Here is a 22,434-nt window from a genome sequence, read left to right on the forward strand (position 1 = left end):
GCTTAATGCTGCAGCCGAAACCAGTTCAGGACAGCATCCAAGGGGCTGACGTCCAGCGCAAAACGCGCCTGGGCACGCACCACAGGCTTGGCACGGTAGGCCACGGAATAATGTGCCAGCGCCATCATGGGCAAATCGTTGGAGCCGTCGCCCATGACAACGAGCTGCTCGGGCGACGCACCCAGCGACTGTGCCAGGGCCTGCACATGGCGCGCCTTGGCGGCCCCGTCCACGATATCGCCCAGCACCTGGCCCGTCAGCTTGCCATCCACCACTTCAAGCACGTTGGCATGGGATTCGTCCAGCAACAGCCCGCGCTGCAGGCGCTGGGTAAAGAAGGTGAAGCCGCCCGAGACCAAAATGGTTTTGACCCCATGCGAACGCATGGTTTCAATCAGGTTTTCAGCCCCTGGATTAAGCCGAAGCCGCTGCGAGAATACCTGCTCGAGGGCGGTTTCGGGCACGCCTCGCAACAGGGCGACACGGCGGCGCAAGCTTTCGGAGAAATCCTTGATTTCGCCGCGCATGCTGGCTTCGGTAATGGCCGCCACTTCGGCCTTGCGGCCCACGGCATCTGCAATTTCGTCGATGCACTCGATATTGACCAGTGTGGAATCCATATCCATGGCCAGCACCTTGCACTCGGCCAGGCGATGGACGGACGCCAGCCACGCCGCATCCAGATGCGCAGCCTGCGCCATGGCCAGCACCTCGTCGCGGGTAGACTCATCCACATTCAGCAGACGAATCGCGGTGGGCTTGAGCTCTTGTACTCCATCGGCGCAGGCAACCGCTGCCAGCCGTTCAACGTCCGCTGCCACCAGGCGCGGTGCCTGCAAAATAAGGTGTGCCATGAATCCTGTCTCCCAGTCGTGCGCGGCTATTTTACCTGCCACACAGCCCCCTCGCGCCCCGGCGCCCCTGTGCGCTCAGGATTACGCTGATCAGGCCCAGGCGCGGCTGGACCCGGCCATCTGGGTCTGGCTGCAATCCGGCGGTGCCGATGAGATCACCGCCCGGGAAAACCACCGGGCCTACGCGGCTCTGCGCCTGCGCAGCCGCGTGCTCAGGCCTTTAGCCGGCGCCCACACCCGTCTCCAACTGCTTGGCCAGAATCTTGCACACCCAATTCTGATTGCGCCCATGGCCTGGCACGGGCTGGTACACGCCGAGGCCGAACAGGCCACCGCACTGGCTGCCGCCGCAACCGGCACACCGTTGGTGGTCAGTACACAATCCGGCACGCCCATCGAGACACTGGCCACCCTGCCCGGGCCACCGCACTTGTGGTTTCAGCTGTATGCCCAGCGACGCCGGGCCGATACCCTGGCGCTGGCGCAAAGAGCGTTACAGGCAGGCGCCCGGGCCCTGGTGCTGACGGTGGATGCGCCGGTAAACGGTGTGCGCAATGCCCAGCAACGGGCCGGATTTGCACTGCCTGCCGGCATACGTTCCGTGCATCTGGATGGTTTGCCACCACCCACTATGCGCCCGGTACCGCCCGGTGGCAGCCCCTTGTTTGACAGCGGCTTGCTGGATGCCGCCCCCACCTGGGAAGACGTCACATGGCTCAAGGCGCAACTGCCCGATACACCGCTTTGGTTAAAGGGGATTCTTGACGCCGAAGACGCCTGCATCGCCATTGCCAGCGGGGCCGATGGCCTGATCGTCTCCAACCACGGCGGGCGCTGCCTGGACACCCTGCCCGCCACGCTGGAGGCGCTGCCCGCGATTGCGTCCGCAGTCAAAGGCCGCGTGCCCCTGTTGCTGGATGGAGGCATCCGCAGAGGCACCGATGTGCTCAAGGCACTGGCACTGGGGGCTCGGGGGGTGTTGATTGGAAGGCCTGTGCTGCACGCACTGGCCGTGGGCGGCGCACCTGCAGTGGCGCATTTGATACAGCTACTGAGAGGAGAACTGGAGGTGGCGATGGCCCTGACGGGCTGTCGCACACTGGCCGATATTAACGAAGACGGCGTCTTTGCAGCATGTAGCACCACACAAAGCCCGGGTAACCCAGCACCATAAACAGGGCCAGCGTTACAGCATAGAACTCCCAACCCTGGGGAAACGCATTGCCCAGATCTAGCTCCATGGCAAAGCCCAGCATGCCAACCAGCACATAGCCTACCAGCAGCTCGAGGAAGCGGTCGATGAACAGCTTGCCGGAGCCCGCGGGTTTTGCCTGACGAGCGGCTGTATCCGATGCCGTCGGCTGACGCAATGCGGCCAGCCAGCCCGCAGCGGACAGCAAGGCTGCCGCCAACCCGATACTGATCAGTAATTTAAAGATAAACAGGGTATCTCCGACGCCGCCGAATGAGCTGCCCACCAGTTTCAGGGTGCCCCATGACCACGCTGCCAGAAGCACCAGAAACCCCAGGCCAAACAACCATCGGATGCCGTCACCCCAGGCCTGCAGCGCCTGCGCCCAAGGCCAGGGCGCCAGCGGACGATCCAGCACGAAAGGCAGGTTGGCCAGCAGCAAGGCGCCGAGGATAACCAGCCAGACAGAGATGGTGAGGGTCATGAATACCTTTACGGGGGGTCAGAATCGCAGCGACTGCTGGATGACATTGATACACAATGCCATTAGACCACCAGGCAAGATACCCAAACCAATTACCAACAGGCCATTCAGGGACATCACACCACGGGTAGCCAGCGTGCCGGCGCCCAGAGTGACGTTGTCGTCGGGCTCGTCGAAATAGGCGGTTTTGACCACGCGCAGGTAATAGAAGGCACCAATGACGGACATCATCACCGCAAACACAGCCAGAGGCACATGGCCGGCGCTGATCAGGGCCTGCAGCACCACCAGCTTGGCGTAAAAGCCAGACAGCGGGGGAATCCCGGCCAAAGAGAACATCGCCAGCAGCAGCACACCGGCCAGCAGAGGATTGCGCCGGTTCAGGCCTTTGAGGTCGGCGATTTCTTCGCACTCAAACCCTTGGCGCGACATCAGCATGATCAGGCCAAAGGTGGACAGCGTGGTGAGCACATAGATGACGATATAGAACAGTGACGCACCGTACGCCGCCGCACTGGCACCGGCCTGACCCTCGAACACGCCCGAGAGCAGGCCCAAAAACACAAAGCCCATATGGGAGATGGTGGAATACGCCAGCATGCGCTTGAAGTTGGTTTGCGCGATGGCCACGATATTGCCGATAGCCAGCGAAAGTGCCGCCATGATCAGCAGCATCGGCTGCCAATCCACTGCAATACCGTGCAGGGCTTCGATCAGCAGGCGCAGGGTGATGGCAAACGCCGCAAACTTGGGTGCCGAGCCAACCAGCAGGGTAACCGTGGTGGGCGCGCCCTGATAGACGTCGGGTGTCCACATATGAAACGGTGCGGCGGTAAGCTTGAACGCCAGGCCCGAGACAATGAACACCACACCAAACACCAGCGGCAGGCGCTGAGCGCCGCCGTCGCGGATCACCTGGGCGATCTCGGCCAGGCCCAACTGGCCTGTGGCACCGTAAATCATGGACATGCCATAGAGCAAAATACCGGAGGCCAAGCACCCGAGCACATAGTATTTCATGGCGGCCTCGGTGGAGGCGACATGATCTCGGCGCAAGGCCACCAGCGCATACAGCGCAAAAGACATGAGCTCGACGCCCAGGTACACGGTGAGCATGCTGCCTGCGGAGATCATGACGAACTCGCCCAGCAACATCAGCAGCGTGAGCGAATACATCTCGCCGCCCCGGGCCATCATGTCACGCTTCTCGGCATAGGCACGGCCATAGATCAGCGTGACCGCCACAGCGATGGCCGACAGGATTTTCAGGAAGTGGCCCAGCGAATCGGCCACGTACAGGCTGCTGAAGGTGCGTCCCTGCACGCCCTCGCTCCACTGGCCCCAGGACACCAGCACCGCAATGACCAGCGTGGCCATGGTGAGCATGAAGGTCATGCGCCGCTGGGGCTCGTTGCCAAAGGCGTCGATCAGCAGCACGGCTCCGGTCAACACCAGCAGGACGATCTCGGGAGTCGCCAGCGCGAAGTCGAAAAGATTTTGCATCGTGATTCCGGTCTACAGTTTCGATTGAGCGACGTGATCCAGCAGCGCCTGCACGGACGGGTGCATCAGATCGGTGAAGAAGCTGGGGTAGATCCCCATGAAGAGGGTAAGAATGGCCAGCAGCCCGAGGATCAGGAACTCGCGGCGGCACAGATCCTGCATGCCGTTTACTTGTTCGTTGACCACCGGGCCAAAGGCCACGCGCTTGACCATCCACAGCGAGTAACCCGCGCCCCAGATCAGCGCCGAGGCTGCCAGCAAGCCGATCCAGAAGTTGTACTGAACAGCCCCTAGAATGACGGTGAACTCGCCCACAAAGCCGCTGGTGCCCGGCAGGCCCGCATTGGCCATGGAGAACAGCACAAAATACGTGACAAAGCGCGGCATGCGATTGACGATACCGCCATATGCATCAATGCGCCGTGTGTGCAGGCGATCGTACATCACGCCAATACACATGAACATCGCCCCGGACACAAAGCCGTGGGAGATCATCTGGATGATGGCGCCTTCGAGGCCGGTGATGTTAAAGACGAAGAAGCCCAGGGTGACAAACCCCATGTGCGCCACAGAAGAATACGCCACCAGCTTTTTCATGTCGTCTTGCACAATCGCCACCAGGCCAATGTAGATGACAGCCACCAGCGACAGCGCAATCATGATGCCTGCCAGGCTATGAGACGCATCGGGTGCGATCGGCAGCGAGAAGCGCAGGAAAGCGTAGGCACCGAGCTTGAGCATGATGGCCGCCAGCACGATGGAGCCGCCCGTGGGGGCCTCGACGTGCGCGTCGGGCAACCACGTGTGGATGGGCCACATCGGGATCTTGACCGCAAACGCGGCAAACAGCGCCACGAAGATGAACATCTGCTCGGTGTAGCTCAGGCGCACCTGATGCCAGGTGGCAATATCAAACGACTGACCCGACACATGCCACAGGTAGATGAAGGCGATCAGGGTGAGCAGAGAACCCAGCAAGGTGTACAGGAAGAACTTGAAGGCCGCATACACGCGGTTGGGGCCGCCCCAGGCACCGATGATGATGTACATCGGGATGAGCGTGGCCTCGAAGAACACGTAAAACAGCATGCCGTCGAGCGCACAGAACACGCCAACCATGAGGCCTGACAAAATCAGGAAGGCCGCCATGTACTGCGCCACGCGAGACTTGATAACCTCCCAGCCCGCCAGCACCACAATGATGGTGATGAAGGCTGTGAGCAGCACAAACCACACGGAGATGCCGTCGATCCCCAGGTGGTAATTGAGGTTGAAAGCCTCGATCCAGGGAGTGTTCTCGACAAACTGCATGTCGGCCGTACGCGGATTGAACCCGGTGTACAGCGGCAGTGTGACCAGAAAGCTGATAATCGAGCCCACCAGCGACAGCACGCGGGCAGGCCCGGGGTTGTCGTCGCGGCCAACCAGCAACACCAGCAGCCCGAAAAAGATCGGGACAAAAATCGAGAGAGTCAGCCAGGGGAGTGTAGAAGACGCCATTTCGCTAGCCATCAATGAACCATCAGGACGAAGAATGTGAGAAACACCATGATGCCGATGATCATGGCGAAGGCGTAGTGATAGATGTAGCCCGACTGCAGCAACCGCGCAGTAGCGGCCGTGGCCCCCACCAGACGCGCACTGCCGTTGACGATCAGGCCATCGATAATGCCGCGATCGCCGCCCTGCCACAAACCGTGGCCCAGGCCGCGTACCAGGCGTGCCAACACCTGTTCGTTAAACCAGTCGAAGTAGTACTTGTTGTCGAGCAAGCGATAGATCGGCGCCAAACGACGCGCCATCGCCGCCGGTACCGACGGATTGACCAGCCAGCAATACCAGGCCACCACAAAACCAGCCAGCAGCAGCAGGAATGGTACAGAGGTAAGCCCGTGCAAGCCAAAGCCTACCCAGCCGTGCCATTCTTCCGCCAGGGCGGCCATGGCCGGGTGCTGGGCCAGCACCGTGATGGACTTGCCAAAATAGCCGTTGAACAAGAGCGGATCGACAAACCACACCCCGGCCACCACTGACATGACAGCCAGGACAGACAAAGGCAAAGTGACTACCCAGGGTGACTCTTTAGGCTTGGCACCATGCAAGGCATGGATGGCCGGGCCGTCACCGTGGCTGACCCAATGGGCGTGATCGTGATCGTGCTCGACATCCTGCGGATAGCGCTCTTTGCCGTGGAACACCAGGAAGTACAGACGGAAGGAGTACAGCGAGGTAACGAACACGCCGCTGAGCGTCAGCACATAGGCAAAGCCGGCACCCGGGATATTGGCCGCGTGGGCCACCGCAATGATGCTTTCTTTGGAGTAGAAGCCCGAGAAAAATGGCGTCCCTACCAGGGCCAGGGTGCCAATCAGCATCGTAATCCAGGTGATGGGCATGCGTTTCCAGAGCCCGCCCATATGGCGCATGTCCTGGTCGTGCAGCATCCCCATGATGACCGAACCCGCACCCAGGAACAGCAGGGCCTTGAAGAAGGCGTGCGTCATCAGGTGGAAGATGGCCACGGAGTATGCGGAGGCGCCCAGCGCCACCACCATATAGCCCAGCTGCGACAAGGTGGAATACGCCACCACGCGCTTGATATCGTTTTGCACCACCCCGAGAATGCCCAGGAACAGCGCGCCAAACGCACCGATCACCATGATCACGGACAAGGCGGTTTCGCTGAGCTCGAACACGGGCGAGAAACGTGCCACCATGAAAATGCCGGCCGTCACCATGGTGGCCGCGTGGATCAGGGCAGAAATTGGTGTGGGGCCTTCCATGGAATCGGGCAGCCACACATGCAGCGGGGCTTGTGCCGATTTACCCATCGCACCCACAAACAGGCACAGACACGCCACGGTAAGCATTTGCCAATCGGTGCCCGGGAAAACAATGGCGCCGAGTTTGTCGGCTTGCGCGAAGACCTCGGCGTAATTGAGGCTGCCACCATAGGCATACAACAGGCCGATGCCCAGCACGAAGCCGAAATCACCCACGCGGTTGACCATGAAGGCCTTTAAGTTGGCAAACACGGCCGAGGGCTTGGAATAATAAAAGCCGATCAGCAGATACGACACCAGGCCGACAGCCTCCCAGCCAAAGAACAGCTGGAGCATGTTGTTGGCCATCACCAGCATCAGCATGGAGAAGGTAAACAGGGAGATATACGAGAAGAACCGGTTATAACCGGGGTCTTCGGCCATATAGCCAATGGTGTAGATGTGCACCATCAGGGACACACCGGTTACCACCACCATCATCAATGCGGTAAGCGAATCAATGAGGAACCCGATCTCGAACTTGAACGGCCCGATCATGGACCAGGTATAGATGGTGCCATCGAAGGTTTGGCCATCCAGCACCTGCTGCAGCACAATGAGCGAGCCGATAAAGGAAATGGCCACCCCGAGGATGGTGAGGGCATGCGAGCCGCGGCGGCCAATCCACGAGCCCATGAAGCCCGTGCCAAAAAAGCCGACCAGCACTGCGGACACCAGTGGTGCCAGGGCGATCAACAAATAAAGACTTTGCGCTGTCATGACGCCCTTACCCCTTCAACTGGTCGAGTTTGTCTACGCTGATATTGCTGAGATTACGGAACAGCAGTACCAGGATGGCCAGACCGATTGCCGCCTCGGCGGCCGCCACGGTTAACACAAAGAACACAAACACCTGGCCATCGGGATTGCCCGACCAGACCGAAAAGGCGACGAAGTTCATGTTGGCCGACAGCAAGATAAGCTCGATCGACATCAGCAGCACAATGAGATTGCGCCGATTAAGAAAAAAACCAAAGACGCCAAAGGCAAACAGGATGGCCCCGACAATCAGGTAGTGGCTTAGACCGATTTCCATCATTTTTCGGCTCCTTCGGTTTCCGGGGCGTCGGGTGTTTCTACCACGGCAGACATCTTGACGATACGCAGGCGATCAGACGCCTTGACGCGTACCTGGCTGCTTGGGCGCGTGCGTTTGAAATCGGTACGTTTGCGCATGGTCAGGGCGATGGCCGCAATCATGCCCACCAGCAGGATGAGACCGCCAATTTGTACGGCGTAGGCAAAATGCGTGTACATCGCGGTGCCCAGCGCCAGCGTGTTGTCGAAGTCGTCGGCCGGTACCGGCAGCGCCGAGGCATCACCCCAGGAGCGCACCAGCACAAACGCCATCTCCAGCACCATCACGCCACCAATGGTGAGCCCCAGCGGCAAATACACCTTGAGACCGGAGGTGAGGCCTTCAAGCTTCATGTCCAACATCATCACCACGAACAAAAACAGCACCATTACGGCGCCCACATACACAATCAACAATGCCAGCGCCAGGAATTCAGCCTGGATCAGCATCCACATCATGGAAGCAGTAAAGAAGGTGAGAATCAGGTGCAGCACGCCGGTAACCGGGCTGGTGGCAGTGATGACCCGAAAGGCCGCCACCACCAGCACGATGGCCAGCAGATAAAACAGTATGGATTGAAAACTCATGATCGGTCTTCCGGCATCAGCGATAAGGTGCGTCGGCAGCGCGACGGGCGGCGATCTCAGGCTCGTAGCGATCGCCTACGGCCAACAGCATGTCTTTGGTGTAATAAAGATCACCGCGTTTTTCGCCGTGGTACTCGTGCAAGTGGGTCTCGACGATGGCATCGGTTGGACAGGCTTCTTCGCAGAAACCACAGAAGATGCACTTGGCGAGGTCGATGTCGTAACGTGTGGTACGGCGTGAGCCGTCTTCACGTTGTTCGGACTCGATGGTGATGGCCAGCGCCGGGCACACGGCTTCGCACAGCTTGCAGGCAATGCAGCGCTCTTCGCCGTTTTCGTAGCGGCGCTGCGCGTGCAGGCCGCGAAAACGTGGCGACGTGGGCGTTTTTTCTGCCGGATAGCGCAGGGTAATTTTGCGCTTGAAGAAATACCGGCCCGTCAGGCGCATGCCCTCGAGCATTTCCTTCAGCATCAGACTGCCAAAGAAGTCTTTGATTGCTTCCATGTCGTACTCCTTACTGCCAGATGTTCCAGGGTGTCTGCATCCAGACAGCCACAACCACCAGCCATATCCCGGTGAGGGGAATGAACACCTTCCAGCCCAGACGCATGATCTGGTCGTAGCGGTAGCGCGGGAAGGTAGCGCGGAACCAGATAAACAGGGAAACCACGAAAAAGGTTTTGATGCCCAGCCAGAGCCAGCCCGGCACCCAGGTAAATGGCGCGACATCCAGCGGTGGCAGCCAGCCCCCCAGGAACATCACTGCCGCCATGGCCGACAGCAAAATCATGTTGGCGTATTCGCCCAGAAAAAACAGGGCAAAACCCATGCCGGAGTATTCGACCATGTGGCCGGCCACGATCTCGGACTCGCACTCGGCCATGTCAAAGGGGTGGCGGTTCGTTTCAGCCACCGAGGCAATCACGTAGATAACAAACAGCGGCAGCAGCGGCAGCCAGTTCCAGGACAAAATGCTGATGCCATGGCTGGCAAACCAGCCCGTACCCTGCCCCTGAACAATGCCCGACAGATTAAGCGTGCCCGAGACCAGCAGCACAGTAACCAGCACAAAGCCCACGGCCAGCTCGTAGGACACCATCTGCGCCGAAGCCCGCAAAGCCGACAGCAGCGCATACTTTGAGTTGGACGCCCAGCCGGCAACAATGACCCCATACACCCCCAACGAGGTAATGGCCATGATGAACAGCAGGCCCGCATTGATATCGGCCAGCACGACTTCGGGCTGGAAGGGGATTACCGCCCAGGCGGCCAGGGCCGGCATCAGGGTAACCACTGGGGCCACCACATAAAGCACCGGGTTGGCCTTGGTGGGCACAATCAGCTCTTTGGTGAGCAGCTTGAACACATCGGCAAAAGGCTGCAACAGCCCGCGATAGCCGACGCGGTTAGGCCCCAGACGGATGTGCATGAAGCCAATCATCTTGCGTTCCCAGTACGTAAGATAGGCCACACACAAGATGATGGGCACGGCAATGACGACGATCTTGACCAACGTCCAGACCACCAGCCAGGGGGTCTCGCCGATCAGGCCGGTGCCGTAGGCGTTGAGAGTATTCAACCAGTCCATTAGCGTTGCTCCAGCTGGATGGCGCCCGAGCCCATGCCCAGGGCAGCGGTCTGTTCGAAGGCACCGGCAATCCGTACTGCGCCATCGGCCACGGTGTCATCCAGGGCCGCAGTCAGCTGGATCTCGCCGTGTGCAGAGCGCACGGTAACCGGCTGGCCATCCGCCACACCCAGAGACTGCAGGGTGGCGGCATTGGCAGCCGCCTGCGGCGGTGCAGAATTGACGTGCTCTTGCAGCGGTTGCGAACGGCGTACCAGCGCATCGGTACGGTAGATGGGCAACTCGGCCACACGCTCGACCGACGTGGACGCCTGGCGCACACCCGGCTGGTGACGGATTTCGTTGGACAGGCGGCCTTCAAGACCACCCACCATCACGGTGTCGCGCACGGATTCGGAGGTGTCGTCGTCAAACCCGGCCAGGCCCAGCAGATTGCCCAGCACGCGCAGGACTTTCCAGGCAGGACGGGTATCGCCCACCGGCGCGGCTACACCCTTGAAACTTTGCACCCGGCCTTCGGCGTTGACAAACGAGCCGGAGGTTTCGGTAAACGGCGCAATGGGCAGCATGACATCGGCCCAGTCTTCTGCCGCAGAACGGAAGGCGGTAAATGCCACGGCCATGGCCGAGCCTTGCAGGGCTCGCACCGCCTGATCGCCCAGATCGCTGTCCAGACGGGGTTCGGCATGCAACACCAGATAGGCTTTCAGGGGATCGCCCGAGAGCATCGCCCGGGCATCCAGGCCCCCATTGGCAGGCACCGCGCCCGCCAGATAGCCACCCACGGTGTTGCCACCAGCAGTAAGGAAGCCAAAGCGGCCACCGGCCAGTTGCGCAATCAGCTGCGCATTGGCGGCCAGCAAGGCGACGTCTTGGCTGGTAAGGGTGAGATTACCCATCAGCACAGCCACGCGCTCGCCGGAGGCGAGGCTTTGCGCGATATCCTGCGCGCCTTGACCCGCTTGCAGGCCGGCCAGGACATCAGGCACCGGCTGAGACTTGAGCCCGGCCAGCGCCACGGCGATCTCGCCCAGGGCATTGACCAGACCCGAAGGCTTGACCGTGATGCGGCCCGTGACCGGCACCAAAGGATCGACTGCCACGCTATCGACCAGCGAAAGCTGCATGCCACGCTTGGCAGCCTGGCGCAGGCGCTGAGCCATCAGCGGATGATCCTTGCGCAGGAACGAACCCACCACCAGGGTGCGGTCTAGCGTGTTGAGATCGGCGATGGGCATGCCCAGCCAGGGGGCGCCGCTGCGTACGGCATCCAGGGCAGCACCCTCGCCACGCAGACGGAAATCGATGTTGTCAGACCCCAGGGCATGCGTCAGGCGCGCCAGCAGGGCGAGTTCTTCGAGGGTGGCGGTTTCGGTACCCAAGGCACCGATCTGTGCCCCGCCACCGTCTTCGCGCACTTGATTAAGGCCGGTCACCACCGACTGCAAGGCATCCGACCACGAAGCTTCGTGCCACTGGCCGTCACAGCCGCGCACCATCGGGTGCTGCAGGCGATCCTCGACATACAGCCCGGCATACGAGAAGCGGTCACGGTCGCTGATCCAGCATTCGTTGACGGGCTCGTTTTCGAAGGGCACCACGCGCAAGACGCGGTCCATCTTGGTTTGCACCACCAGATTGGCGCCCACGCTGTCGTGCGGGCTGACGGAGCGGCGACGGGCAAGCTCCCAGGTGCGGGCACTCATCATGAAGGGCTTGGACAGCAAGGCACCCACCGGGCAGACGTCGATCATGTTGCCCGAGAGTTCGGACTCGACCGCTTCGCCCACAAACGTGGTGATCTCGGAGAACTCGCCCCGATTGAGCATGCCGATTTCCATGATGCCACCGATCTCCTGCCCGACGCGTATGCAACGCGTGCAGTGGATGCAGCGCTGCATTTGCTCGGCCGAAATCAGCGGCCCCATGGGCTTGTGAAACACCACGCGCTTGGGTTCTTTGTAGCGCGAGGCGGATTCGCCATAACCCATGGCAAGATCTTGCAGCTGGCATTCGCCACCCTGATCGCATACCGGGCAATCCAGGGGGTGATTAATCAGAAGAAACTCCATCACGGCACGCTGGGCGGCCACGGCTTTTTCGGAGTGCGTATACACCACCATGCCGTTGGTAACCGGTGTCGCACAGGCCGGCAGTTGCTTGGGGGCCTTTTCGACCTCGACCAGGCACATGCGGCAGTTGGCGGCAATGCTGAGCTTCTTGTGATAGCAGAAATGCGGGATGTACAGCCCCGCCGCGTGAGCAGCCTGGATAACCATGCTGCCTTCTTCGGCTTGAACCTTCAGCCCGTCGATGGTGAGTTCTACCATGGCGTGTCCTGACCCTACAGATACTTGGCGACCACACAATCTTTGTGGTCGACGTGGTGGACGAATTCGTCGCGGAAATGCTTGATAAAGCTGCGTACCGGCATGGCGGCCGCGTCGGCCAGCGCACAGATGGTACGACCCATCATGTTGTGCGCCACCGAATCCAGGGTTTCGATGTCTTCCATCGTGCCCTGGCCGTGCTCCATGCGCTGCATCATGCGATACAGCCAGCCCGTGCCCTCGCGACATGGCGTGCACTGGCCGCAGGATTCTTCCATGTAGAAGTACGACAGGCGCATCAGCGATTTGACCATGCAGCGGGTGTCATCCAGCACAATCACGGCCCCCGAGCCCAGCATCGAGCCGGCCTTGGCAATGGAGTCGTAATCCATGTTGGTGTTCATCATGATGTCGGCAGGCAGCACCGGAGAGGACGAGCCCCCCGGAATCACTGCCTTGAGCGCCCGCCCGCCCTTGACCCCGCCGGCAAGCTCGAGCAGCTTGGAAAACGGCGTACCCAGCGGGATTTCGTAGTTGCCGGGGCGTTCGACGTCGCCGGACACCGAGAAGATCTTGGTGCCGCCGGCTTTCTCGATACCAAGCTCTAGATAGGCTTGCGCACCCATCTGGAACACAAAGGGCACCGCGGCAAAGGTTTCGGTGTTGTTGATGGTGGTGGGCCGGCCATACAGACCGAAGCTGGCCGGGAACGGCGGCTTGAATCGCGGCTGGCCTTTTTTGCCTTCGAGAGACTCGAGCAAGGCGGTTTCTTCGCCGCAGATGTAGGCGCCAAAACCGTGGTGCGCATGCAACTGGTACGAAAAGCCCGAACCCAGAATGTTCTCGCCCAGGAACCCGGCCTCGCGCGCCTGGTGCAAGGCTTCTTCGAAGCGCTCGTGGATCTGGAAGATTTCGCCGTGGATGTAGTTGTAGCCCACCGACGCGCCCATGGCAAAGCCGCCGATGATCATGCCTTCGATCACTGAGTGCGGGTTGTAGCGCAGGAGGTCGCGGTCTTTGAACGTGCCTGGCTCGCCTTCGTCGGAGTTGCAGACGACGTACTTTTGCCCCGGCAGGTTGCGCGGCATGAACGACCACTTGAGCCCCGTGGGAAACCCTGCACCGCCCCGGCCCCGCAGGCTGGAAGCCTTGAGCTCGGCGATCACATCGTCGGGCGTCATCCCGGTGGTGAGAATCTTTTTAAGGGATTCGTAGCCACCGCGGGCGATGTAGTCGTTGATCCCCCAGTTGTTGCCGTCCAGCCCCGCCAGCAGCAGCGGCTTGATGTGCCGGTTGTGGAAAATCATGCTGCGTGAAGGATCTTGTCCTAACTCGGGGTTAAGCGCATCCGTGCCAAATTTCTGCAAGACGTCCTGTGCGCTCATGCCGACTCCTTGAGTTCGCGGATCAGGGCATCGATTTTCTCGGGCTGCATGCGGCAGCACATGTGCTTGTCGTTGGCCAGGATAACCGGCGCATCACCACAGGCACCCATGCACTCGCCCTCGTTGAGGGTAAACAGGCCATCGGGCGTGGTCTCGTGAAAATCGATCCCCAGTTTTTCTTTGAGGTACTGGGCTGCCTGGCCGCTGCCTTGCAGCGCACAGGGCAGGTTGGTGCAGATGGTAAGCGTAAAGCGTCCCACCGGCTGGGTGTTGTACATGGAGTAAAAGGTGGCAATCTCTTGCACTGCGATGGTGGGCATCTGAAGATAAGCCGCCACATCGCGGATGACTTCTTGGGAGACCCAACCTTTTTCGGTTTGTGCAATGGTCAGCGCCGCCATCACGGCGGATTTCTTTTGATCCGCCGGGTATTTGGTGATTTCCCGGTCGATGTCCCGGTAAGCTTGTTCGGAAAGCAGCATCGTCATGGTTCCTGTGATGTCCGGGCCTTAGCGGTCGATTTCGCCAAACACAATATCCTGGGTACCAATGATGGTGACCACGTCGGAAATCATGTGCCCCTTGGACATTTCTTCGAGCGAGTGCAGATGGGCGAACCCCGGCGCCCGGATTTTAAGGCGGTAAGGCTTGTTGGCACCATCAGAGATCAGATAAATGCCGAATTCGCCCTTGGGGTGTTCTACCGCGGCATAGGCCTCGCCCTCGGGCACGTGCATGCCCTCGGTAAACAGCTTGAAATGGTGGATCATGTCCTCCATCCCGGTTTTCATGCGCTCGCGCTTGGGCGGCGCCACCTTGTGGTTGCCCACAATGACGGGGCCGGGATTGTTGCGCAGCCACTCGATGCACTGGCGGATGATGCGATTGGATTCGCGCATCTCGGCAATGCGGCACAGATAGCGGTCGTAGCAATCGCCGTTTTTGCCCACCGGAATATCAAAATCAAGCTTGTCGTAAACCTCGTAGGGCTGCTTCTTGCGCAGATCCCACTCGATGCCCGAGCCACGCAGCATGGGGCCGGTAAAGCCCAGCGCCAGGGCGCGCTCTGGAGAAACCACGCCGATGTCCACCAGGCGTTGCTTCCAGATGCGGTTTTCGGTCAGCAGGACTTCGTATTCGTCGATGCAGGTGGGAAACCGGTTGGTGAAGTCTTCGATGAAATCAAGCAGGGAACCCGAGCGGGCTTCGTTGATGGCCTTGGTTTCTTTGTCGGAGCGATACTTGGAGCCCGCGTACTGCGGCATGGTGTCGGGCAGATCGCGGTACACACCACCGGGCCGGTAGTAAGCGGCGTGCATGCGCGCACCGGAGACAGCCTCGTAGCAGTCCATCAGGTCTTCGCGCTCGCGGAAGGCATACAAAAACACCGCCATGGCACCGACGTCGAGGGCGTGCGAGCCCAACGACATCAGGTGGTTAAGGATGCGGGTGATTTCGTCGAACATCACGCGGATGTATTGCGCACGCACCGGAATCTGGATGCCCAGCAGACGCTCGACAGCCATGCAGTAGGCATGCTCGTTGCACATCATGGAGACGTAATCGAGCCGATCCATGTAGGGCAAGGTTTGCAAAAACGTGCGGGTCTCGGCGAGCTTCTCGGTGGCGCGGTGCAGCAGACCAATGTGAGGGTCGGCGCGCTGGACGACTTCGCCGTCGAGCTCGAGCACCAGGCGCAACACCCCGTGGGCGGCCGGGTGCTGCGGGCCAAAGTTGAGGTTGTAGTTCTGAATCTCTGCCATATCAGTACCGTTCGATTCCGTAGTGATCGTCGCGCACCACGCGAGGGGTCACCTCGCGGGGCTCGATGGTGACCGGTTGGTAAATCACGCGCTTTTGCTCGGCGTCGTAGCGCATCTCGACGTGGCCGGAGATGGGGAAATCCTTGCGGAAGGGATGGCCAATAAAACCGTAGTCGGTCAGGATGCGGCGCAAGTCGGGATGGCCCTCGAACACAATGCCGTAGAGGTCAAAGGCTTCGCGCTCGTACCAGTTGACCGACGGCCAGACATCCACCAAAGAGGCCACCACGGGGAATTCATCGTGCTCGGCGTACACCCGCACACGCAGCCGCCAGTTATGGGTAACCGACAGCAAATGAACGACCACTGCAAAGCGGTGCGGATGCTGCGTAGAGTAGCCCGGGTGGTAAGTGGGCGCTTTCCAGGCAGAGTAATCCACCCCGCAGAGATCCATACAGGATTCAAAGCGCAGGCTGGCGTGATCGCGCAGGATGCGGCAGGTGTCTGCCCAGGCAGACTGGGGCAGCTGCAGGGTGAGCTCGCCCAGGGATTCGGTAACCAGCACCGAGGCCCCCAGGACATCGCGCAGATTGGTTTCTAGTGTCTGTAGCCGTGTCATATGCAGATCGTGGGTTCGGATCAGGGATGGGAGTGCCGGGTGATGAAACACAGGCCGCCTTGTGGCGACGCGCCGGCAAACCCGCTAGCGCGCAATGGTGTTGGTAAGACGGATCTTGTTTTGCATCTGCAGCAAGCCGTATACCAGCGCCTCGGCCGTGGGCGGACAGCCCGGCACATAAACATCCACCGGCACGATACGATCGCAACCACGCACCACCGAGTAGGAGTAGTGGTAGTAGCCGCCCCCGTTGGCACAGGAGCCCATCGAAACCACCCAGCGCGGCTCGGGCATTTGGTCGTACACCTTGCGCAGTGCCGGAGCCATCTTGTTGCACAGCGTGCCAGCCACGATCATCAGATCGGACTGACGCGGGCTGGGACGAAAAATAATGCCGAATTGGTCGAGATCGTAGCGCGCCGCACCGGCGTGCATCATCTCGACGGCACAACAGGCCAGACCAAATGTCATGGGCCACAGAGAGCCCGTTTTAGCCCAGTTGAGGAACTTGTCCGCACTGGTGGTCATGAAGCCTTTTTCCATGACGCCTTCTACAGCCATTTTGCTTACCCCCAATTATTCCCAGTCGAGTGCGCCGCGGCGCCACTCGTAGATGAATCCCACCGTGAGGATGCCCAGGAAGATTGCCACCGCCCAGAACCCCACCATGCCCACGGCGTCGTTCGCCATAGCCCAGGGAAACAGAAACGCGATTTCGAGATCGAACATGATGAACAGGATGGCGACCAGGTAATAGCGCACGTCGAATTTCATGCGGGAATCGCCAAAGGATTCGAAACCGCATTCGTACACGGAAAGCTTTTCGGCATCGGGCACATTGCGGCCCAGCAAACGCCCCGCCACCAGCAGGGCCGCGCCAATCAAGGTGGCGACGATGATGAAAAGCAGCACAGGAAAGTACTGTTCCAGATTCATGATAGGCCCCTGCTCCAGAAGATCAAACTACGGGATTGTATCATTTCGACAAGCTTATTCGCAGGGAAAACCCGTGCCTGAAACACATTTGATATGGGTCAACCCAGCTAAGCACAGATCGGCTTTCAGGCACCTGAAATGAGGCGATCAGATTTCCCCGCAATGACAAACCGGATCAAGGCCGGCCAGATCAGCGGGCAAAGTCAGCACACACAGGCAAGCATGCAGCGCCAGCACCCCGAACCACCAGACAACAAAAAACCACCCGAAGGTGGTTTTTTGTTGGAGAGCCGAAGCCCTCCCAAGTTTTGTGCAGCCCGGCAAGCCAGGCCACATCGCCGCGTGGACAAGCCACGCGTAGCGATTAGAACTTGTGGTTCAGACCGATACCGGCTTCGGTACCCTTCAGATCCTTGACGTAGCCAAGGTTCTTGCCGTAGGTACCATAGGCGTAGACGCCAGTACGCTTGGACAGCGGGTAGAAGTAGTTGATCTGATAGGTGCTGATATTGCCAGCATAATCGCCCTTGGCGCCATCAGCGATAGCATCATCCAGATTGGACGTGGAGTAGTTCCAGCCAGCGTACAGCTTGCCGCCAGCCAGAGGAGCACTCAGGCCAACGTGGTAGTTGTTGGACTTGAAGTCGGAATAGCTAGAGACACCGAACTTGTTAAAGGCGTAAACGGTCTTAGCAGCACCAAATCCGGTCAGGCCACCAGTGTTGCTGCCCCAGCCCAGTTTGCCATGACGGTCTTGGCCATAAGCCAAGGAGAGCTTAACGACTTCGAAGTCGTAAGCAGCATTCAAGTTCCAGCTGGTGATGGGGTCGTTGTTTGCAGTCTGGCCGCTACGGTCGTAGCTGGCACCGGCGCTGATCGGGCCGTTGGCGTACGTCAGACCCAAGGAGGTACGGGAAGTACGCTCGCTGGAACCTGCAACTTCCGAAACCACGGTTTTTCCGTCACTATCCAGGTGGGATTTGATCTTGGCCCAACCTTGACCATCTACGCGATCAATTGAGTCATTACCTTCGGAGCCATACAAAGCGATCAGCTTGAAGCCAGCGAAATCAGGCGAGACATACTTGAAGGAATTGTCGATACGGTTACCGTAGCCCACGCCACCGAAGACCTTATCCACATCACCCATGTTCCAGCCATTGGAGATCAGGTTGCCGACTTCGACACCGGCGCTGTACTGACGGCCCATCGTGAAGGTACCCCAGCTGTCGCTGGACAGACCGACGAACGCTTGGCGATGGAATTGGCGGTCGCTGGAAGGCTGGCCGTTACCCAGATCAAAGCCTTGCTCCAATTGGAAAATGGCGCGCAGGCCATTGCCCAGATCTTCGGAGCCCTTCAGGCCGAAACGGTTACCGTTGACGGTGCCGCTACGCAGACCGGAGGTCTTGGCAGTTTGATCGGCGCCATCGTGGTCGTATTTGAAGTTCTGATAGCCGTAGCCGGTATCCAGGATACCGTACAGCGTCACGGACGTTTCTGCTTGAGCAACGCCAGCGGTAGCAAAACCGGCCAGCAGAGCAGCAGCGAGCAGAGTCTTTTTCATGTAAGAAATCTCCGTAGATTTGTGTGAATCAGAGCAGGCCAACAACATCCTGTGCTGCTGCTCTTTCTAACTCCGCGAAGGGAAGTTGTTGGTATTGCATCAAAAATCCGGCGCAATTGCCATGTTGAGGGTCTTAAAGGGCCCAGTTTCCTTAAAAGCCGTTGCAGAACCACAACAGATGGGCTCGTAACCGTACAATCGCGGCTGGGCGGCGCTTTGTATTAAAGCAGAGGCCGCCAAAGACCTGTTGCGTGGTGCCTATGTCTGTTTTCTTGCTGATCTTGCCGGATTTTCTTGTGATTGCCCTGGGCTGGCTGCTGCTGCACCGCTTTGGTTTTGACGCATCGTTTTTCAGGCAGGCCGAGAAGCTGGTTTATTTTGTGCTGTTTCCGGCGCTGCTGTTTCATTCGATCACGCAGGCGCCGATGGCACTCAATACCGCGACGGTGTTGCTGGCTGCCACCATGGGGGTGATGCTGGGCGGGATTGCCCTGGCCTGGCTGGGCCGTCTGGTGGTGCGTCCCAACGCGGCTGCGCACGCCGCGACGGCACAGTGCGCATTCAGGTTCAACAGTTATCTGGCGCTGGCCCTGGCGGCCAGCCTGGGCTGGCCCGAGGCGCAATCCACCATGGCTGTGATCTTGGGGTTTGCCATCCCTATCAGTAATGTAGGTGCGGTGCATGCGCTGGCCAGCCGCAACGGCGGACACGCGCTGGCGGAGATGGCGCGCAATCCGTTTATCCTGGCCACGCTGGCGGCGCTGGCGTTCAACTTCTTGGGGATCCCGGTGCCGCATGTAGCCGAGGTGGCGTTAAGCCGGCTGGGCGCGTGTGCCATTGCGCTGGGCTTGCTGTGCGTGGGCGCCACCTTGTCATTACAGGGCGGGCGCCAGCACGCACCCCTGATGGCCTGGATGATTGCCGCCAAGCTGGTTTTGTTGCCAATATGGACATTGGCCCTGGCATGGATGATGGGCCTGGGGGCCGAGACCCGCCTGGTGCTGCTACTGTTCTCGGCCGTACCGACGTCCTCGGCGGCGCACGTGCTGGCAGCCCGCATGGGCGGCGACGGCCGGCTGGTGGCGGTAACCATGTCTCTGGGCACGGTGCTGTCGGCCATCACCCTACCGATCTGGCTGGGGCTTATGCGGTAGGGCTATCATCCGCTGACCCCTGGCCTGTTTTTGATCTCTACCTGCCATATAACCATGACCCTGCCCGCTGCCCCCCGTGAAATTCTGTTGCCGGATGAGGATGCCACCGTGGCGCTGGCACAACGCCTGGCGCCACTGCTGACGGGCCACCCGCCCAAGCCTGGCGCGCCCGGCGGCCCGCAGGGGGCGCCCGGGGGGCGAATCCACCTGCGCGGCGATCTGGGCGCGGGTAAAACCAGCCTGGTGCGGGCCCTGTTGCGCGCCTGCGGTGTAAGCGGACGAATCAAAAGCCCTAGCTACACCTTGCTTGAAAGCTATAATGTTTCTAACTTATACTTCTATCACTTTGATTTCTATAGATTTAGCGATGCGCACGAATGGCGGGACGCGGGCTTTGGCGAACTGCTGGCCGAAAATGCAGTGGTTCTGATCGAATGGCCCGAACAAGCGGGCACCCGCCTGCCTCCTCCGGATCTGGATATTTTGCTGGAATACGCGGGGGCGGGACGCCGTGCATGGCTAAGCGCCTGCAGCGAAAAAGGACAGCTATGGCTGACGCACCTACCCCCATTGCAAACCTGATCCCCCCGGCCCCGAACACGGTGGCCAAGCCTTTGCGCCGGACGATGATTACCGCCGGCTGCACCCTGCTGGCGCTATCCGTGATGCCACGGCATGCCAACGCGGCCACGATTGTGGCCGTGCGCACTTGGCCCGCAGACGAATACACGCGGGTAACGCTTGAGATGGACTCGGATCTCAAGGCCGAGCACTTTATGCTGCAGAACCCGTTTCGTCTGGTGGTGGACATCGACGGCTTGCGGCTGAATGCCGGCATCAACCGCCTGATTTCACAGATCAAACCCAACGATCCCTATATCCGCTCGGTGCGGGTGGGGCAAAACCGCCCCGATGTGGTGCGCCTGGTGTTCGACCTGAAGCAGGATGTGGCACCACAAGTGTTTACGCTTAAGCCAATTGGCGAATACAAATACCGGCTGGTGCTTGATCTTTACCCCAAGGTTGCCCAAGACCCGCTGATGGCCTTGCTGAAGGATGCGCAAAACGATCCTTTGGCCGGTATTCTCGAGAGCCTGGCGCAAAACAGCCCCTCCGAGGCTCCCGTGCCCTCGGTGCAAGGGCAAGAGCTGCCCCCGTCGGCCAAGCAACCGCCACCCGTGGCCTTGTCACCCAAGCCCAGGCTGCCCAAGCGGCAGGATCGCCCGGTGTTGATTGCACTGGATCCCGGCCATGGCGGCGAAGATCCCGGCGCCACCGGGCGGCGCGGCACGCACGAAAAAGACATCGTGTTGCAGATTGCCAAGCGCTTGAAAAAAATGATCGATGCGCAGCCCAATATGCGCGCGTATCTGACGCGAGATCGCGATTATTTTGTGCCCCTTAACGTACGGGTACAAAAGGCCCGGCGCGTGCAGGCAGATTTGTTTATCTCCATCCACGCCGACGCCTGGATCAAGCCCTCGGCGCGCGGGTCATCGGTATGGGCCCTGTCTGAACACGGCGCCACCAGCTCGGCGGCCCGTTGGCTGGCCAAGAAAGAAAACGATGCCGATTTGATTGGCGGCGTCAACCTGGGTGCGCACAACGCCCAGGTGGCCAAGGTGTTGCTGGATCTATCCACCGGCGCGCAGATTAGCGACTCGATCAACGTGGGTACGCGGGTGCTGCGCGAGATCGGCAAGATCAACCGCCTGCACAAAAATCATATCGAGCGCGCCGGGTTTGCCGTACTAAAAGCACCCGACATTCCGTCCATCCTGGTGGAGACCGCGTTTATCAGCAATCCCGAAGAAGAATCGCTGCTGCGCACCCCGGCGCACCAGCAAAAGATTGCCCGGGCGGTGCTCAGTGGCGTACAGGATTACTTCGCGGCCAATCCGGCGCTGGCGCGACGCGCCTAGGTGGCCTTGGACGAATCCTTACCGCGCAGGAGTTTCCACAGCACCCCCAGCACAGCCGGGATGGCGGCCGCCCCGATACCAATAAGCACAATGGTATCGAGATGCTCTTTGATGATGGGCACGTTGCCAAAAAAATACCCCAGCGTGATCAGGCCAACGATCCAGCCAACGGCCCCCACGGCGTTATAAAACTGAAACAGGCCCACACGCATGCCGGCCACACCGGCCACAAACGGGGCAAAGGTGCGAAACAGCGGCAAAAAACGCGACAGCACGATGGTTTTGCCGCCGTGTTTTTCGTAGAAGGCATGGGTTTTAAGCAAGGCCTTGCGATCGAGAAAGCGGTAATCGTGCGAAAACACCTTGGGCCCGATGTAGCGCCCCACCGAGTAATTAACCGTGTTGCCCAAAATGGCTGCCACCACCAAAATACCGGCCATCAGCACGGGATCCAGATGGCCCGTGGCCCCAAATGCACCGGCGATAAAGAGCAAAGAATCGCCCGGCAAAAAGGGCAAGACCACCAGGCCGGTTTCACCAAAAATGATGAGGGCCAGGATCAGGTAGATCCAGGCGCCGTATTGGGCCACCCACACACCCAGAGACTGATCAATATTAAGCAGCAGATGAAAGAATTCGGCCATGGCCG

The 22,434-nt window shown here is 59.9% G+C and carries 22 protein-coding genes; 4 read left to right on the forward strand and 18 right to left on the reverse strand.

The window, feature by feature from the left end:
• Positions 1-2: 2 nt before the first annotated feature.
• Positions 3-854 carry a phosphoserine phosphatase SerB gene (gene serB / locus ABS758_RS00315; RefSeq protein WP_350379578.1) on the reverse strand — a complete coding sequence of 284 codons (852 nt, stop codon included), beginning with the start codon at positions 852-854 and terminating at the stop codon, positions 3-5.
• On the opposite strand from serB, the gene ABS758_RS00320 reads away from it, so the two are divergent.
• The gene (locus ABS758_RS00320) at positions 853-2,028 is read left to right on the forward strand and encodes an alpha-hydroxy acid oxidase (RefSeq protein ID WP_350379579.1); all 1,176 of its coding nucleotides are present in this window, start codon (positions 853-855) and stop codon (positions 2,026-2,028) included. The two genes, serB and ABS758_RS00320, sit on opposite strands and share 2 nt — an antisense overlap.
• Here ABS758_RS00320 and ABS758_RS00325 read toward each other — a convergent pair.
• From ABS758_RS00325 to ABS758_RS00400, 16 genes are all read right to left on the reverse strand, one after another.
• A complete protein-coding gene (locus ABS758_RS00325; RefSeq protein ID WP_350379581.1) occupies positions 1,964-2,530 on the reverse strand; it encodes a DUF2818 family protein in 567 nt (188 codons plus the stop codon). The genes ABS758_RS00320 and ABS758_RS00325 overlap by 65 nt on opposite strands.
• Positions 2,531-2,548: 18 nt before the next feature.
• Positions 2,549-4,033 carry an NADH-quinone oxidoreductase subunit NuoN gene (nuoN, locus tag ABS758_RS00330; protein ID WP_350379582.1) on the reverse strand — a complete coding sequence of 495 codons (1,485 nt, stop codon included), beginning with the start codon at positions 4,031-4,033 and terminating at the stop codon, positions 2,549-2,551.
• Between the two features lie 12 nt (positions 4,034-4,045).
• Positions 4,046-5,533: an NADH-quinone oxidoreductase subunit M gene (locus tag ABS758_RS00335; protein ID WP_350379584.1), complete on the reverse strand. Its 1,488-nt coding sequence runs from the start codon at positions 5,531-5,533 to the stop codon at positions 4,046-4,048.
• An 11-nt stretch (positions 5,534-5,544) separates the two neighbouring features.
• Positions 5,545-7,575 (reverse strand): NADH-quinone oxidoreductase subunit L, encoded by a 2,031-nt coding sequence (gene nuoL / locus ABS758_RS00340; RefSeq protein WP_350379586.1) that lies wholly within the window; start codon positions 7,573-7,575, stop codon positions 5,545-5,547.
• 7 nt (positions 7,576-7,582) lie between these two features.
• Positions 7,583-7,891 carry an NADH-quinone oxidoreductase subunit NuoK gene (nuoK, locus tag ABS758_RS00345; RefSeq protein ID WP_350380196.1) on the reverse strand — a complete coding sequence of 103 codons (309 nt, stop codon included), beginning with the start codon at positions 7,889-7,891 and terminating at the stop codon, positions 7,583-7,585.
• Positions 7,891-8,520, reverse strand: coding sequence for an NADH-quinone oxidoreductase subunit J (locus ABS758_RS00350; RefSeq protein WP_350379589.1), 630 nt, complete (start codon positions 8,518-8,520; stop codon positions 7,891-7,893). Before ABS758_RS00350 ends, nuoK begins: the two co-directional genes overlap by 1 nt.
• Positions 8,521-8,536: 16 nt before the next feature.
• Positions 8,537-9,025, reverse strand: a complete 489-nt coding sequence (gene nuoI, locus ABS758_RS00355) for an NADH-quinone oxidoreductase subunit NuoI (protein WP_350379591.1) — start codon at positions 9,023-9,025, stop codon at positions 8,537-8,539.
• Between the two features lie 10 nt (positions 9,026-9,035).
• Positions 9,036-10,109 (reverse strand): NADH-quinone oxidoreductase subunit NuoH, encoded by a 1,074-nt coding sequence (nuoH, locus tag ABS758_RS00360; protein WP_350379593.1) that lies wholly within the window; start codon positions 10,107-10,109, stop codon positions 9,036-9,038.
• Positions 10,109-12,439, reverse strand: a complete 2,331-nt coding sequence (nuoG, locus tag ABS758_RS00365; RefSeq protein ID WP_350379596.1) for an NADH-quinone oxidoreductase subunit NuoG — start codon at positions 12,437-12,439, stop codon at positions 10,109-10,111. The genes nuoH and nuoG overlap by 1 nt, the downstream gene beginning before the upstream one ends.
• Before the next feature lie 14 nt (positions 12,440-12,453).
• Complete coding sequence (gene nuoF / locus ABS758_RS00370; protein ID WP_350379599.1) at positions 12,454-13,824, reverse strand: NADH-quinone oxidoreductase subunit NuoF; 1,371 nt, start codon at positions 13,822-13,824, stop codon at positions 12,454-12,456.
• The gene (nuoE, locus tag ABS758_RS00375) at positions 13,821-14,306 is read right to left on the reverse strand and encodes an NADH-quinone oxidoreductase subunit NuoE (protein ID WP_350380199.1); all 486 of its coding nucleotides are present in this window, start codon (positions 14,304-14,306) and stop codon (positions 13,821-13,823) included. Before nuoE ends, nuoF begins: the two co-directional genes overlap by 4 nt.
• 27 nt (positions 14,307-14,333) lie before the next feature.
• Positions 14,334-15,587, reverse strand: coding sequence for an NADH-quinone oxidoreductase subunit D (locus ABS758_RS00380; RefSeq protein ID WP_350379600.1), 1,254 nt, complete (start codon positions 15,585-15,587; stop codon positions 14,334-14,336).
• Between the two features lies 1 nt (position 15,588).
• Positions 15,589-16,206, reverse strand: coding sequence for an NADH-quinone oxidoreductase subunit C (locus tag ABS758_RS00385; RefSeq protein WP_350379603.1), 618 nt, complete (start codon positions 16,204-16,206; stop codon positions 15,589-15,591).
• An 84-nt stretch (positions 16,207-16,290) separates the two neighbouring features.
• On the reverse strand, positions 16,291-16,767 hold the full coding sequence (locus tag ABS758_RS00390; protein ID WP_066457841.1) for a NuoB/complex I 20 kDa subunit family protein: 477 nt from the start codon (positions 16,765-16,767) through the stop codon (positions 16,291-16,293).
• A gap of 15 nt (positions 16,768-16,782) precedes the next feature.
• Entirely contained in the window at positions 16,783-17,142 is a 360-nt protein-coding gene (locus tag ABS758_RS00395; protein WP_350379606.1) for an NADH-quinone oxidoreductase subunit A, read from the reverse strand.
• 364 nt (positions 17,143-17,506) lie between these two features.
• Complete coding sequence (locus ABS758_RS00400; RefSeq protein ID WP_350379609.1) at positions 17,507-18,709, reverse strand: porin; 1,203 nt, start codon at positions 18,707-18,709, stop codon at positions 17,507-17,509.
• A gap of 260 nt (positions 18,710-18,969) precedes the next feature.
• Between ABS758_RS00400 and ABS758_RS00405 the strand changes: the two genes are divergently transcribed.
• Genes ABS758_RS00405 through ABS758_RS00415 form a run of 3 tightly spaced genes read left to right on the forward strand, consistent with a single transcriptional unit; the run spans position 18,970 to position 21,785 of the window.
• Entirely contained in the window at positions 18,970-19,863 is an 894-nt protein-coding gene (locus tag ABS758_RS00405) for an AEC family transporter (protein ID WP_350379611.1), read from the forward strand.
• 54 nt (positions 19,864-19,917) lie between these two features.
• Positions 19,918-20,445, forward strand: a complete 528-nt coding sequence (tsaE, locus tag ABS758_RS00410; protein ID WP_350379614.1) for a tRNA (adenosine(37)-N6)-threonylcarbamoyltransferase complex ATPase subunit type 1 TsaE — start codon at positions 19,918-19,920, stop codon at positions 20,443-20,445.
• 44 nt (positions 20,446-20,489) lie between these two features.
• A complete protein-coding gene (locus ABS758_RS00415) occupies positions 20,490-21,785 on the forward strand; it encodes an N-acetylmuramoyl-L-alanine amidase (RefSeq protein ID WP_424299597.1) in 1,296 nt (431 codons plus the stop codon).
• On the opposite strand, the gene ABS758_RS00420 is transcribed toward ABS758_RS00415, so the two are convergent.
• Entirely contained in the window at positions 21,782-22,429 is a 648-nt protein-coding gene (locus tag ABS758_RS00420; RefSeq protein ID WP_350379616.1) for a VTT domain-containing protein, read from the reverse strand. The two genes, ABS758_RS00415 and ABS758_RS00420, sit on opposite strands and share 4 nt — an antisense overlap.
• Positions 22,430-22,434 lie beyond the last annotated feature (5 nt).

It is taken from the genome of Castellaniella sp. FW104-7C03, from assembly GCF_040276085.1.
Lineage (GTDB): Bacteria > Pseudomonadota > Gammaproteobacteria > Burkholderiales > Burkholderiaceae_B > Castellaniella.

What these genes read in the sequence shown, in the direction of transcription:
- serB (WP_350379578.1), bottom strand. Translation starts at nt 854, where the DNA reads ATGGCACACCTTATTTTGCAGGCACCGCGCCTGGTGGCAGCGGACGTT.
- ABS758_RS00320 (WP_350379579.1), top strand. Translation starts at nt 853, where the DNA reads ATGAATCCTGTCTCCCAGTCGTGCGCGGCTATTTTACCTGCCACACAG.
- nuoE (WP_350380199.1), bottom strand. Translation starts at nt 14,306, where the DNA reads ATGCTGCTTTCCGAACAAGCTTACCGGGACATCGACCGGGAAATCACC.
- nuoF (WP_350379599.1), bottom strand. Translation starts at nt 13,824, where the DNA reads ATGAGCGCACAGGACGTCTTGCAGAAATTTGGCACGGATGCGCTTAAC.
- ABS758_RS00420 (WP_350379616.1), bottom strand. Translation starts at nt 22,429, where the DNA reads ATGGCCGAATTCTTTCATCTGCTGCTTAATATTGATCAGTCTCTGGGT.
- ABS758_RS00405 (WP_350379611.1), top strand. Translation starts at nt 18,970, where the DNA reads ATGTCTGTTTTCTTGCTGATCTTGCCGGATTTTCTTGTGATTGCCCTG.
- ABS758_RS00335 (WP_350379584.1), bottom strand. Translation starts at nt 5,533, where the DNA reads ATGGCGTCTTCTACACTCCCCTGGCTGACTCTCTCGATTTTTGTCCCG.
- nuoG (WP_350379596.1), bottom strand. Translation starts at nt 12,439, where the DNA reads ATGGTAGAACTCACCATCGACGGGCTGAAGGTTCAAGCCGAAGAAGGC.
- nuoN (WP_350379582.1), bottom strand. Translation starts at nt 4,033, where the DNA reads ATGCAAAATCTTTTCGACTTCGCGCTGGCGACTCCCGAGATCGTCCTG.
- ABS758_RS00325 (WP_350379581.1), bottom strand. Translation starts at nt 2,530, where the DNA reads ATGACCCTCACCATCTCTGTCTGGCTGGTTATCCTCGGCGCCTTGCTG.
- ABS758_RS00350 (WP_350379589.1), bottom strand. Translation starts at nt 8,520, where the DNA reads ATGAGTTTTCAATCCATACTGTTTTATCTGCTGGCCATCGTGCTGGTG.
- tsaE (WP_350379614.1), top strand. Translation starts at nt 19,918, where the DNA reads ATGACCCTGCCCGCTGCCCCCCGTGAAATTCTGTTGCCGGATGAGGAT.
- ABS758_RS00415 (WP_424299597.1), top strand. Translation starts at nt 20,490, where the DNA reads ATGATTACCGCCGGCTGCACCCTGCTGGCGCTATCCGTGATGCCACGG.
- ABS758_RS00385 (WP_350379603.1), bottom strand. Translation starts at nt 16,206, where the DNA reads ATGACACGGCTACAGACACTAGAAACCAATCTGCGCGATGTCCTGGGG.
- nuoI (WP_350379591.1), bottom strand. Translation starts at nt 9,025, where the DNA reads ATGGAAGCAATCAAAGACTTCTTTGGCAGTCTGATGCTGAAGGAAATG.
- ABS758_RS00380 (WP_350379600.1), bottom strand. Translation starts at nt 15,587, where the DNA reads ATGGCAGAGATTCAGAACTACAACCTCAACTTTGGCCCGCAGCACCCG.
- nuoH (WP_350379593.1), bottom strand. Translation starts at nt 10,109, where the DNA reads ATGGACTGGTTGAATACTCTCAACGCCTACGGCACCGGCCTGATCGGC.
- nuoL (WP_350379586.1), bottom strand. Translation starts at nt 7,575, where the DNA reads ATGACAGCGCAAAGTCTTTATTTGTTGATCGCCCTGGCACCACTGGTG.
- ABS758_RS00400 (WP_350379609.1), bottom strand. Translation starts at nt 18,709, where the DNA reads ATGAAAAAGACTCTGCTCGCTGCTGCTCTGCTGGCCGGTTTTGCTACC.
- ABS758_RS00395 (WP_350379606.1), bottom strand. Translation starts at nt 17,142, where the DNA reads ATGAATCTGGAACAGTACTTTCCTGTGCTGCTTTTCATCATCGTCGCC.
- nuoK (WP_350380196.1), bottom strand. Translation starts at nt 7,891, where the DNA reads ATGGAAATCGGTCTAAGCCACTACCTGATTGTCGGGGCCATCCTGTTT.
- ABS758_RS00390 (WP_066457841.1), bottom strand. Translation starts at nt 16,767, where the DNA reads ATGGCTGTAGAAGGCGTCATGGAAAAAGGCTTCATGACCACCAGTGCG.